Raw genomic sequence first — 11885 nt, 5'->3', positions numbered from 1 at the left:
ATGGGGCAAACCTTTAACCATGATTCGTTTGCCAGCCATATTATCCAGTCTGGCACCACACTGGATACGCTTTATTGTGTTTGCTCCGATGAGCTTTTGCTACGCAATGAAACTGTTGACAGCCTACGGCAAGCCTGTCGGGATAAAGGTTACAATGAACGCACCAGCCTTATTCTTGACGCCAACGGTAACTGGAATGCCATCCGGGAATGCACTCAAAGCATCTCCCTGTTTGGCGACCTGAAAATTCTGGAAATCACCATTCCCACTGGCAAACCCGGTAAAGTCGGTGCAACGGCACTTATTAATCTTGCCGCACAGATCCAAAAAGGTGAAATTACCGATACTATTATCGTTATCAGCCTGCCCAAACTGGACCGGGCCACGGCCAAAACCAAATGGGCCCAACAGTTGCTGGCAGCCGCCACCGTTGTTAATATTGCCAACATCGACCGCCAGCAATTGCCCGCCTGGATCAAACAGCGCCTGAAACGGCAAAACCAGTCGGTTGATGACGCCACACTTGCCTGGATGACCGACAAGGTGGAAGGCAACCTGTTTGCCGCCCATCAGGAAATCCTCAAGCTGGGCCTGTTATATCCCGAAGGTAAAATCCAGGCGGAAGATATCGAACAAGCCATTCTGGATGTTGCCCGTTACGACGTTTTTTCCCTATCCAGTGCCATGCTTGAAGGCAATGGACAAAGAACGGTCAGAATGATCCAGGGGCTCAAAGCCGAAGGCGAGGCACTGCCACTGGTTCTGGGTGTCATGACCCGGGAAATACGCACCCTGTACACACTGGCAACCGCCCGTCAGCAGGGTGAAAACATTAGCGGGCTCTTCAGGCAATTGTATATTTTTCCGCCACGCGATAAATTAATACGCCAGGCCCTTGAAAGGCTCTCGCTAAAGCAATTAATGGGCATGATTCAGCACGCCCATGACATAGACCGCCTTTTCAAAGGCTACCCCGTTAATGGCCGCATGGACGATGCCTGGGAAGAAATTACCCGACTGGCCTTAAAAGTCGTGAACCCGGCCATTTTATGAATAACAAGGTTGATACTAACGATGACGCAATCTGTCAATGAACTCATGGAACAAATCGGCGCACAGGCCCGTAAAGCATCCACATACATCATGCAAGCCAGCGATGAGCAAAAATCAACCGCTTTGCGCTTCATGGCACAGCGCCTGCTTGAGAATGCCGACTATCTAAAAACCGAAAACGCCAAAGACCTGGAAAATGCCCGTAACAACAATCTGGAACCGGCCCTGCTTGACCGCTTGACCCTTTCCGACAAAGCCATCCATTTAATGGCTACCGGGCTAAACCAGATTGCCGCGATGGCAGACCCGGTAGGCAGCTTAAGTGCCACCCGCGTCCTGCCCAATGGCATTAATATTGCCCAAATGCGCGTACCGCTTGGCGTCATTGGCATTATTTACGAATCACGCCCCAACGTAACCATTGATGCCGCTGCTTTGTGCCTGAAATCGGGCAATGCCACCATCTTGCGTGGTGGCAGCGAAGCCTTTCATTCAAATCTGGCCTTGGGCAATATCATTCGTGAAGGCCTGGCACACGCCGGCTTGCCTGAAACGGTCGTACAGGTCGTCAGCACCACCGACCGTGCGGCGGTCGGCAAACTCATTACCATGACCGAATACGTGGACGTGATTATTCCCCGAGGTGGCAAAAACCTCATCAAGCGCCTTAGCGAAGAAGCCCGGGTTCCCCTGATCAAACACCTGGACGGCAACTGTCATATTTATATTGACCAGTATGCCGACCTCGAAAAAGCCTTTCAGCTTGCCCTGCAAGCAAAAACCTTCCGCTACGGCATTTGTGGTGCCATGGAAACCCTGCTGGTGCATGCCGCCATTGCCCAGGAAGTATTACCCCGCCTGGCGCAAGCCTATGCCGAACATCAGGTAGAACTGCGCGGCTGCGAAAAAACCCGCACCTTCATTCCCGATGCCAAACCGGCTACCGAAGAAGACTGGGATACCGAATATCTGGGACCCATTCTGGCCATCCGCGTAGTAGACAACCTTGAACAGGCCATTGAACATATCGCCCGGCACAGTTCGGGCCATACCGAATCCATCATTACCGAACGCATTCACGAAGCCACCCTGTTCCAAAGACAGGTTGATTCCAGCTCGGTCTATGTCAACCTGCCCACCATTTTTGCCGATGGTTTTGAATATGGCCTGGGCGCGGAAATCGGCATTTCCACCAACCGCTTGCATACCCGTGGCCCCGTCGGCCTCGAAGGTCTGACCACCTATAAATGGGTGCTGAACGGCAACGGCCAACTTCGCAAATAAGAGTAAAGAAATGTTGTATTTATGGCTTAAAACCCTGCATATCGTTTTTGTCACTTCTTGGTTTGCGGGGTTGTTTTACCTGCCACGCATTTATGTCAACATGGCGCAAACCTCCAACCCCGATGCTTATCAGGCCATGCTGGGCATGGCTGCGCGCCTGCTGCGTTTTACCAACAAACTGGCCATCCCCGCTGTCATTTTCGGCCTCTGGATGATGATCCAGTTCAAAATAGGCCTTACCGATGGCTGGATGCACGCCAAACTGCTTCTGGTTGCCGGTGTACTTGGCTATCATTACACCTGCACCCGCATTTACCGGCAATTCGAACAAAACAAAAACACGCGTTCTCATGTTTATTACCGCTGGTTTAACGAGATTCCTGTTTTTTTGTTGTTGTTCATTGTTGCGCTGGTCATTATCAAACCTTTTTAAAAAACAATATACATGTCTGAAGACAACACACCACCCCGCAAAAAGCTCGTATTAAAAAAACCGACCGTAAAAACTGAACAAAATACCGATGCCGAGCCCCAAAAACCGCGTCTGCGTTCGGGTGCGCGCGCCCGAAACATTGCACTGGCTAATTTTGCCGAATCCAGCACGAACGCTGACGACACCATCAAAAAAAAGATTGAATCACGTCCCCTGCCACGCACGGCCGGCTATGGCAAGCATCGTCCCAGCCTTGCCGACCGCTTAAGCCGTGGTGCCGAAACCATCGGCCAATTTCCCGATGCACAAAAAAACACCGGCAAACCGGCTGTGGTCAAGGGTGATTCATCCTACGAGGCTTCAAAACACCCTCGTCAAGAACCACGCAGGCAAAAAACCCAATTCCGGCACACTGAAATATTCCGGGTATTTGCGCCCTGCCCTCAAGGGCTTGAAGATGTCCTGTTTGAGGAAATCAGCGCACTGGGCTTTGAAAACGTAGAAAAAGGACGTGCTGGCTGTGCCTTTAGCAGCGACTGGATGGGCATCATGCGGGCCAACCTGTATTCACGTCTGGCCACCCGTATTCTGGTACAGGTCTCGCACGCCGCTATCATGACCGAAGACGATATTTATGAGCTGGCCTACGATACCCCATGGGAACAATGGTTTGGTGCCGAACACACGCTTAGGGTAGACACTTCTGCTATCAAAAGCCCCATGAAAAGCCTCATGTTCTGCAACCTGAAGGCCAAAGACGGCATTTGCGACCGCCTGCGTGACCGTGAAGGCGAACGTCCCAGCATTGACACCGTCCGACCCGATGCCAAGGTTCACCTGTTTCTGTCCAGCGACAGCGCCACCCTTTACCTGGATACCTCTGGCGAGTCCCTGTTCAAGCGTGGCTGGCGCCTTGACAAAGGTGAAGCCCCACTCAGGGAAAACCTGGCAGCGGGCATTCTGGCCCTTTCAGGCTGGGACCCTTCCATGCCCCTGTATGACCCGTTCTGCGGCAGTGGCACCATTCTTATCGAAGCGGCCTGGATTGCCCAGGGCGTACCGCCCGGTATTTCACGCCCGTTTGGCTTCGAACGCCTGCGCAATTTTGACTACCGTCGCTGGAAAGACCTGAAAGATGATGCGTTAAGCCGCATGGCCCCCAGACTGGAAACGCCGTTATATGGGTCTGATATCAACCCGCACGCCATTGCAGCGGCCAAAGACAACCTGCACCGGGCCCGTCTGTCCGACGCCTCTATTTTCTTTGATGTCAAGGATGCCCGCTTCACCCAGGCTCCGGCCGAACGTGGCTGGCTAATCACCAACCCGCCTTATGGCGAACGCATGGACCCTGAAGACGACACCCTGTGGCGCGAATGGTCTTCCTGCCTGAAAAAAGAGTTTGCCAACTGGAACGTGCATATTATTTCCAGTGACCTTGACCTGCCCAAAAAACTCAGGCTCAAACCCAAACAGCGCATTCCGCTTTTTAACGGCGCGCTTGACTGCCGCCTGTTTGCCTTTGAAATGGTCAGCGACAGCTATCGGAACAAATAATAATGACTTACCCTGCCAGACTGCGAATTTTTGCCTGCATGATGTACGAAGGCGTACTTTTGTTTGGCCTTGTTTTTTTCGCTTCCTATATTTTTGACACCTTGACCCAAAGCCGTCACGGCCTGATGTACCATGCCCCCCGGCAAGCCCTGCTGTTTTTGGTGATTGGTCTTTACTTCATTACTTCATGGAAGCGCAAAGGGCAGACGCTTCCCATGAAAACCTGGAATATTCTGCTTTGCGATAAAAGCGGGAACAAACCCGGAACAGGCCAGTTAATTTTAAGGTACCTGCTGTGCTGGCCCATTCCCCTGCTGGGTGCCGCGGGCATTTACTTTCTTTCCCAATCCCTGGGCTGGGCCTCGATAACCATGTTCATTATTGTGACGCCCTTCCTGAATTTTGTGTATAGCTGGTTGGACCGTGACGGTTTAATGATGCATGATCGTCTGGCCGGTACTCGTTTAATTAACATAGCCGGCAAGCGTATTTAAATGTTAAAATGTGTATATCAGAGTATTTATTTATAGTACTGGTATACGTAACAAACGTTTAACGCTGGCTGTCAGGGTTCTGGCTTGCATCCGGCAATGCCGTCTTGTAACAATACGCTTAATTCACTACAACCGGAAATTTGCCATGCGATCACTGACCCTTTTATTTCGGCCCCTGATCCTCGCTGTTGCCTTGATGCTATGTGTTATTCCCCGCCTTGCACAAGCACAAGCACAAGCACAAACACAAACACAAGATCAAAAACTCTACCTTGAGCTCTGGGCCGAAGCGGAAGCGTTCCGGTCCCTGGCATCAAAAAATTTCCTGGCAGCCCTGAAAAATTCATCTACCCCTGAGGCCAATCTTACCTTTGCCGAATTGGGTGAACTGCTTTGGCTTGATCAGGACAATGCCGATGACTGGTCGATTTTTTTCCGCCACTCACTGGTCAACTTTGTCGCGACTGGCAGTGAGGTTGAGTTTGTTTACTTTCAGCACCCCTGGGCCGATATTACCTTATTGACCCTCTGGTCACGAACACCCAAGGATAATCGCCTGCGCATTGTGGATACCGGCATTCTCCTGAACAGTGTCATCCGTGGCGCCAAAGTTCCGTTCCAGATAGGCCGGGGATGGATGCAAGAAAAAGCTTCGGCACCCGTAGCCATTGGACAAGTAAACGCAAAAACCACCAGCCAGATCGTTGCTGCCGGAATGGGCCAAATCCCAAACCCGCTGGCCTCCTTAAATGTTGAACAGGCAGAAGCCATGGTTGCCGGCGCTGCCCTGCAATGGATGGAGCACCAGACTAGCCTGTTGCCATTATTCGTCGATGAAACCGGTGTGGCCCATGCCATGCGCATTGCCTGGAACAGGCTGTTGCTTGCCGCCCGAAAAGGGCAGTTGGCCGATGTATTGCCGCCCAATACCCCAATCAAAGAACTTAATGCCGTGGATTCTGCACTGTGGGCTTCTTTGGAACCGGTTGCCTATGTTGAAGACGGGAAAAATGCAGTATCAATCTTTGCCTCCTCGCACAACCCCAACATTTATGCGACCCTGGCAATTAGTGATGATAATAATAAAGTAAAAATCACCCATTTTGATTTTTACCGGTTTTCCGATTTTCTGGACAAGGACGCGAAATGAATTATTCGGTTTTAACTGCGTTGGGACTCTCGCTTTGCATCTCTGATATAGCCATGGCACAAAAAACGGCTACCGTTATCATACCTCCCCCCACTCATTTCAATGCAATTCCCACTGCTCAAAGCCAGAATGAACAGCCTTCCCCCCTCTGGGTTGTCGCGCAAGATGAAGCGCCTGCAAATGACAAATTAAGTACCCTGGAAGAGGTCCTGTACGTAACAGGTGAAACGGCCAGCGATGAACCTGTACAGCAAAGCATTAAAATAGCTGAAAATTACGCACTAAATAATCAAATGAAGCTGGATAAAATTCATAAAGATAACACCAAGGAATTTAACAAGCTAAACAAAAGTATACAGACGAAAAGCCGTAAGGCATCAGGTTACGTGACCTCAAAAAAAACACAAACCAAACTGGGTAATCTCAACAAGAAAGCCGAACTGTCCGGCAAACAACAAAGCCAGGCCGCGGCAAAAACAAACTTCCTGTCAAAACTGGGTAAAGTACTTAACGCCCTTGACGTCGTTTCAGTTGCGGCCGAAACTACCGGCTACCTTTCAACCGGTGACACCACAGGCGCTGCCGGTGCCTTAGTGAGAGGAGGCGTCAAGAAAGGGGCTGAAGCAGGCGGTGCACTGGCCGGCTCTTTCATACCCGGTGGTTCAATCGCTGGCGCCTGGGCTGGTGGCCAAGCCTATACAGAATATGTCGAACCCAGGATCAATGAAATCGAAGATGCCGTCCGTGATGAACAAACCCGTCAAAAATACATAAACAAGCCCTGGTACACGCCTCAACCGTATATGGACAGCAATGGCAATATCAAATACTTTGCTGAAAACGAATATATGGACAAGAAAACCGGCACTATCCACACCCGCACCCCGGAAGAACAGAAAGAGTACGAGCATCAACAACGCGTTAACTGGAATAACCAAAATACCTTGCAAAAACTGATAGAAGATTATAAGGATGGAAAAATCAGTGATAAGGAATTGCTCGATCTTTTCGAGAACTACGATCGCCACGATGGCGATACCATCTGGAACCCCGAAGCCGATACAGAACAACAGGACAATACCGGTAACCTCATCGCCCAGATCACACCGGTCCAAGTGACAGCCTTCACGACAATCACTGAAACCATAGGCGAAATAGAAGTCAGCACCACACTAACCTTTTCTTTCTGGAATGTGGGTGCCTATTCACCTCCACACAGCAAAGCCAGCCTCTCCGTGTATTCCTCGCATCCATCCATGGAGAACTTCGTCTGGAATGGAACTTTCTCGGGTGGTCCGAATGGCACACTAAGCATTCACTCCGATGATGGCATCATAACGTTCCAGTTAAACAACGGCACGCATTTAACAGGTGAGGACATGAGCATCCCTATTTCAAACCCCGCCGCTTTTGCAAACTGGCCCAAAGACCTGAGGTAAACCTGTTTAATCTACATAGCCGGGTTGGACAATTAAATGTTAGAATGAACCTTATAGTGGAAAAGTGGGTCAGAAATGGCCCTTTTATTTTCCTTCAGCATCAAAAAAACAGGCCTCTCAAACAGTCATATGACAGATCAATATAATTCACTGTATCAATCATTTGAATGGTTAGTTCCATCACATTTCAATATTGCGGATGCCTGCTGTCATCGCTGGGCCTCCAGTCCGCACGAAGCCCGTCAAGTTGCCATTTATTTCGAAGACCAGGTGGGCCAGCTCACCATGCTGACTTACGGCCAGCTTTCAGAACAAGTCAATAAACTGGCCAACGGTTTCATCCGCATGGGCATACAACCCCAGGATCGTATTGCCATTGCCCTGCAACACTCGGCAGAAAGTGCGGTAACCCAGTTGGCGGCACTTACCGTGGGTGCCATTGCCGTACCGCTAACCGCAACCCTGACCGCGGCCGAATATGCCGAACGCATTCACGATTCACAAGCCAGGGTGGCCATTGTTGACAAGCATTCCATTGCCCCCATGATGTCGGCCATCGACAATCATTCTCCGGTCAAACAGATTATTGGCATTCATACCGAAGATGAGCGTATTATTTCATGGCGTACCTTGCTGGCAAGACAACCTGGTACCTTTACGCCGGTTATTGTGGCTGCCGACTCACCGGCGTTGCTCATCTACCCGCACCCTTCTGAAAATAAACTGCTCAAAGGCACCATGGTGCACCATAGTGCCTTAATTGGCACACTGCCCGGCTTTGTGGCTTCCCAAAACTGGTTTCCCAAAGGCAAGGATATCTTCTGGACTTCCTTTGACTGGAATACGCCCAACGGCCTGCTCAACGCCTTGCTGCCAACGCTTTACTTTGGCCGCTCTATTGTTGGTTGCCCCAGCGGACGCACCATTCCGCGCCTGTTCACCCTGCTGGAACACTACCAAATTACCAACATGCTTGTGTCCAGCCACGAACTGGAGCGCATCAAAAATCACACCGATCCCCTGCTCGAATTCCACATTGCCATCCGTTGCATTACCTGTCCCGACACCGACATCACCCAGGCATTGCGCAACTGGGTCAACGAACGTTTCAATGTCAGCATTAACAGCATTTTTGCACCGCTTGGCTTTGGTTACATCATTGGTGAAAGTCATGAAAAATGGCCATCATTGCACGGCAGTATAGGCAAGCCCTATCCAGGCCATGCCATCGCCATTATCAATGAAGAAGGGGAAGAGGTTGAATCGGGGCAAACAGGTGAAATTGCCATCCATACCACCGATCAATATGACTATCCCGACCCAACCGTTACCCTGTCTTACTGGTCTAATGCACAAATTCATGAAACGCCCAAACTGGGCGAGTGGGTCAGCACCGGAGTTCTGGGCCATGCCGATAACGATGGCTACATCTGGCGTACTCCCCTTGATCCCCTAGACACCACAAACCCTGTCAGTGAATCCATTTCTTGAAAGGAAACCAAATGGCCATTTACCAACTTGAAAACCTGGTACCCAATATTGATCCCAGTGCATTTATCTTTGAGAATGCCACCCTGATTGGTAACGTAACACTAGCCGCCAATGTCAGCATTTGGGCCAATGTTTCAATTCGGGCCGATAATGCCAGCATTACCATCGATGAAAACAGCAACGTCCAGGAAGGCAGTGTCTTGCACGTTGATGAAGGCGTACCGCTTTATATTGCCAAAAATGTAACCGTAGGCCATCAGGCCATGTTACACGGCTGCACCATTGGTGAAGGCTCATTAATTGGCATGCAGGCCATTGTGCTTAACAATGCGGTTATTGGTAAAAACTGTATCATTGGTGCTGGCGCCATTGTGCCCGAAGGAAAAGTGATTCCCGACAACTCACTGGTAATTGGTGTTGCAAAAATTGCCCGCACCCTGACCGATGAAGATCTTGCCGGTGTTCATGCAGGTACCCGCCACTACGTGGAACAAGGCAAACGCTACTCTCAACACCTGAAACGCCTTGATTAATCCGTCTCAGGTCATATTTTTCTTGCTGTCATGAACGATTCCTTAAAAAAATATCTGTTTGAAGACCGCAGTACGCGAGTTCAAACCGTCAATCTTACCCAAACCTGGGCTGAAGCACTGACCCACCAGCACTACCCCCCCATTATCCGAAGACTATTGGGGGAATTAAGCGCGGCTGCCGTCCTGCTCACGTCAAATATCAAATTCGAAGGCTCTTTAATTCTTCAGCTGCAAGGTGATGGCCCGATTAGCCTGATTGTGGTTGAGTGCGACTCGGCACTTCGCCTGCGCGCCACGGTCAAAATGCGGCAGGAATTTGTTTGCCCCGAAAACGGGACCCTGCAAACCCTGCTTAATGCCAACGGTAATGGCCGGTTTGCGGTCATCCTTGACCCAAAAAACAGGGCTGAAGGCATGCAACCCTACCAGGGTATTGTGCCCATGCAGGGCGCTTCAGTGGCACAGGTGCTAGAGCACTACATGAAACATTCGGAACAACTGGATACCCGTTTATGGCTGGCCGCCAACGATGAAAAGGCTTGCGGACTGTTATTGCAGCAATTGCCCGTTTCGGGCGGCGCTCCTGCGGCCACGCAAAGCCACGATGAAACCTGGGAGCGTGCGGTCCAGTTCGCTGAAACCCTTAGCACCGAAGAGCTGCTTTCCATCGATGAAGACACCCTGATCCATCGTTTGTACTGGGAAGAAACCTTAATTGCCTATGAGCCCATTGCTATTTCCTGGTTTTGTCCCTGTACCCGGGAACGGGTTGCCAACATGCTAAAAATGCTGGGTAGCGAAGAAGTGGCCAGCATCCTCAGCGAACAGGAAAAAATTGAAATTTCCTGTGATTTTTGCGGTAAACCCTATATTTTTGATCCGGTAGACTGTGCAAAACTGTTTGTAAACCCAGACAGTTTTGTGGTTAAGGGCAATCAATCCACCCATTAAACACAAACCGGGCTATAGGATAAAATCAGCCATTTGTAAAATTCACAATTTACAGCACTCAAGAGTAAGCACAGACTAGCGTCATGCTTACTCTTTTCTTTTTTTCCTCAACGATAAAAAGCCATCCATCCAGGCATGGTCGCACCCGGCAAAACAAAGGATTTGGTTCGGTAGAATTCTTGCTGATTGCCACCCCCTTATTAATGCTGGGCATGGGTTCACTGGAGGCATCATACTGGTACATCACCCGGCAGGCCAGCAGTCTTGCCCTGCTAGAGGCCGCCCGTGCCGCCGCCACCAACCATGCCAATCCAGACACCATAGAACAGGCCTTTGAAAAAGCGCTGCATCCCCTGTTTGTACCTGCCGGCAATTATCCAGACCCTGCCGCACGCATGCAGGCTTATTTCAATCGCCTCAAGAAAAAAACCGGTCAAGCCCCATGGCGTATTGTGATACAAAGCCCAAGTCAGGCCGATTTTATTGACTTCCAGCGTAAAGACCTGCTCATCGCGCAACAAACCGGTCTGCCCGCCATCGACAATAACTATCAATATGAACAATACCTGCGAACAGGTACGGGCAACTATTCGGGTAATCATATTTTTCAGGCCAATACCTTGCAAATAGAACTTACCTACCCATATCAAGCCCTTATTCCCGGCATAAGCCAATTATTTAAACTACTGGCTGGCAAACAGCAAAATTACGGCAACCAGCTTATGCGCCAGGGCATCCTGCCCATTAAACAAACCCTGTCTATCAGCATGCAGTCCCATCCCGTTTTATGGCCGGCAGAAGCTGGCGGAAAAGTACTTTACAGCCATACCTTATCCGGAAGCGGCATTGGCAGTCAGCAAGTCGGCAACTTGCCAGCATGTACAGGCCTGTGGTGCAGCCCAGGCACCAGCCAAAACACATCAGCAGCAACGCTTCCCGGCACGACCTCACCCAACCCCTCGCAAGCGTCCGTACCCCCCAGCCAACAAGTGCCTGCAAGCAAAGAAACAGGCAACAAAAAGCCGGCAACGCCAGAAGAACCGTTACCGGAAGAGGAAATTTCAGTAGATGGGCAAGACCCGGCCTGTGATATCAACCTTTGCTGCACCTAGCAAAAGCACATAAACCCAGGTTTATGGTGCAGTAGAAGTGGGGGTGACAGCCGGCTTAGAGACTTCGGCTTTTTTGCCGATAGGAAGGGAAACGGTAGGTACCGCCTCGTTGGGAACCAGGATTTGCACCAGGGCCTCACCCTCGTTAATCATGCCCATTTCTATGCGGGCACGATCTTCAAGGGCCTGGGTTCCTGAGTCCAAATCCTGTACTTCGGCTTTCATGGCATTATTGCGAGCCAACAATGCCTTATTTTTTTCATGTTGCTCTTGAATTTGCCCTTTTAATTCTTCCACGCGCAGCCGTCCCGAATCCCCCTTCCAGAGGGGATACTGAATAGCCAGACAAGCCAGTAAAAGCGACAAAAAGAGCAAACGCATGAAATAG

12 protein-coding genes are annotated in these 11885 nt (G+C 50.4%); 11 read left to right on the top strand and 1 reads right to left on the bottom strand.

The window, feature by feature from the left end; all coding sequences use genetic code 11:
* The 11 genes from holA (at nucleotide 1) to JHL22_RS01265 (ending at nucleotide 11497) form a co-directional block, all read left to right on the top strand.
* Nucleotides 1-1053, top strand: coding sequence for a DNA polymerase III subunit delta (holA, locus tag JHL22_RS01315; RefSeq protein WP_200232967.1), 1053 nt, complete (start codon nucleotides 1-3; stop codon nucleotides 1051-1053).
* A 21-nt stretch (nucleotides 1054-1074) separates the two neighbouring features.
* The gene (locus JHL22_RS01310; RefSeq protein WP_200232966.1) at nucleotides 1075-2337 is read left to right on the top strand and encodes a glutamate-5-semialdehyde dehydrogenase; all 1263 of its coding nucleotides are present in this window, start codon (nucleotides 1075-1077) and stop codon (nucleotides 2335-2337) included.
* Nucleotides 2338-2347: 10 nt separating this feature from the next.
* A complete protein-coding gene (locus tag JHL22_RS01305; RefSeq protein WP_200232965.1) occupies nucleotides 2348-2770 on the top strand; it encodes a CopD family protein in 423 nt (140 codons plus the stop codon).
* A gap of 12 nt (nucleotides 2771-2782) precedes the next feature.
* Complete coding sequence (locus JHL22_RS01300; RefSeq protein ID WP_200232964.1) at nucleotides 2783-4327, top strand: THUMP domain-containing class I SAM-dependent RNA methyltransferase; 1545 nt, start codon at nucleotides 2783-2785, stop codon at nucleotides 4325-4327.
* Between the two features lie 2 nt (nucleotides 4328-4329).
* Complete coding sequence (locus JHL22_RS01295) at nucleotides 4330-4821, top strand: RDD family protein (protein ID WP_200232963.1); 492 nt, start codon at nucleotides 4330-4332, stop codon at nucleotides 4819-4821.
* 145 nt (nucleotides 4822-4966) lie between these two features.
* Nucleotides 4967-5971 carry a hypothetical protein gene (locus tag JHL22_RS01290; RefSeq protein WP_200232962.1) on the top strand — a complete coding sequence of 335 codons (1005 nt, stop codon included), beginning with the start codon at nucleotides 4967-4969 and terminating at the stop codon, nucleotides 5969-5971.
* Nucleotides 5968-7410: a hypothetical protein gene (locus JHL22_RS01285; protein WP_200232961.1), complete on the top strand. Its 1443-nt coding sequence runs from the start codon at nucleotides 5968-5970 to the stop codon at nucleotides 7408-7410. The genes JHL22_RS01290 and JHL22_RS01285 overlap by 4 nt, the downstream gene beginning before the upstream one ends.
* Nucleotides 7411-7539: 129 nt before the next feature.
* Nucleotides 7540-8901: an AMP-binding protein gene (locus tag JHL22_RS01280; protein ID WP_200232959.1), complete on the top strand. Its 1362-nt coding sequence runs from the start codon at nucleotides 7540-7542 to the stop codon at nucleotides 8899-8901.
* Nucleotides 8902-8912: 11 nt separating this feature from the next.
* A complete protein-coding gene (locus tag JHL22_RS01275; RefSeq protein WP_200232955.1) occupies nucleotides 8913-9434 on the top strand; it encodes a gamma carbonic anhydrase family protein in 522 nt (173 codons plus the stop codon).
* Nucleotides 9435-9464: 30 nt separating this feature from the next.
* Nucleotides 9465-10385 carry an Hsp33 family molecular chaperone HslO gene (hslO, locus tag JHL22_RS01270; RefSeq protein WP_200232953.1) on the top strand — a complete coding sequence of 307 codons (921 nt, stop codon included), beginning with the start codon at nucleotides 9465-9467 and terminating at the stop codon, nucleotides 10383-10385.
* An 83-nt stretch (nucleotides 10386-10468) separates the two neighbouring features.
* Nucleotides 10469-11497: a TadE family protein gene (locus JHL22_RS01265; protein WP_200232951.1), complete on the top strand. Its 1029-nt coding sequence runs from the start codon at nucleotides 10469-10471 to the stop codon at nucleotides 11495-11497.
* 21 nt (nucleotides 11498-11518) lie between these two features.
* Here JHL22_RS01265 and ftsB read toward each other — a convergent pair whose 3' ends face one another.
* Nucleotides 11519-11878: a cell division protein FtsB gene (ftsB, locus tag JHL22_RS01260; protein WP_200232949.1), complete on the bottom strand. Its 360-nt coding sequence runs from the start codon at nucleotides 11876-11878 to the stop codon at nucleotides 11519-11521.
* Nucleotides 11879-11885: the final 7 nt, after the last annotated feature.

Source organism: Advenella mandrilli (assembly GCF_016595155.1).
GTDB lineage: Bacteria > Pseudomonadota > Gammaproteobacteria > Burkholderiales > Burkholderiaceae_B > Advenella > Advenella mandrilli.
This window is presented reverse-complemented; position numbering and strand designations above follow the sequence as displayed.

Coding starts and splice junctions, on each gene's coding strand:
- holA (WP_200232967.1), top strand. CDS start 1: ATGGGGCAAACCTTTAACCATGATTCGTTTGCCAGCCATATTATCCAG.
- JHL22_RS01310 (WP_200232966.1), top strand. CDS start 1,075: ATGACGCAATCTGTCAATGAACTCATGGAACAAATCGGCGCACAGGCC.
- JHL22_RS01305 (WP_200232965.1), top strand. CDS start 2,348: ATGTTGTATTTATGGCTTAAAACCCTGCATATCGTTTTTGTCACTTCT.
- JHL22_RS01300 (WP_200232964.1), top strand. CDS start 2,783: ATGTCTGAAGACAACACACCACCCCGCAAAAAGCTCGTATTAAAAAAA.
- JHL22_RS01295 (WP_200232963.1), top strand. CDS start 4,330: ATGACTTACCCTGCCAGACTGCGAATTTTTGCCTGCATGATGTACGAA.
- JHL22_RS01290 (WP_200232962.1), top strand. CDS start 4,967: ATGCGATCACTGACCCTTTTATTTCGGCCCCTGATCCTCGCTGTTGCC.
- JHL22_RS01285 (WP_200232961.1), top strand. CDS start 5,968: ATGAATTATTCGGTTTTAACTGCGTTGGGACTCTCGCTTTGCATCTCT.
- JHL22_RS01280 (WP_200232959.1), top strand. CDS start 7,540: ATGACAGATCAATATAATTCACTGTATCAATCATTTGAATGGTTAGTT.
- JHL22_RS01275 (WP_200232955.1), top strand. CDS start 8,913: ATGGCCATTTACCAACTTGAAAACCTGGTACCCAATATTGATCCCAGT.
- hslO (WP_200232953.1), top strand. CDS start 9,465: ATGAACGATTCCTTAAAAAAATATCTGTTTGAAGACCGCAGTACGCGA.
- JHL22_RS01265 (WP_200232951.1), top strand. CDS start 10,469: ATGCTTACTCTTTTCTTTTTTTCCTCAACGATAAAAAGCCATCCATCC.
- ftsB (WP_200232949.1), bottom strand. CDS start 11,878: ATGCGTTTGCTCTTTTTGTCGCTTTTACTGGCTTGTCTGGCTATTCAG.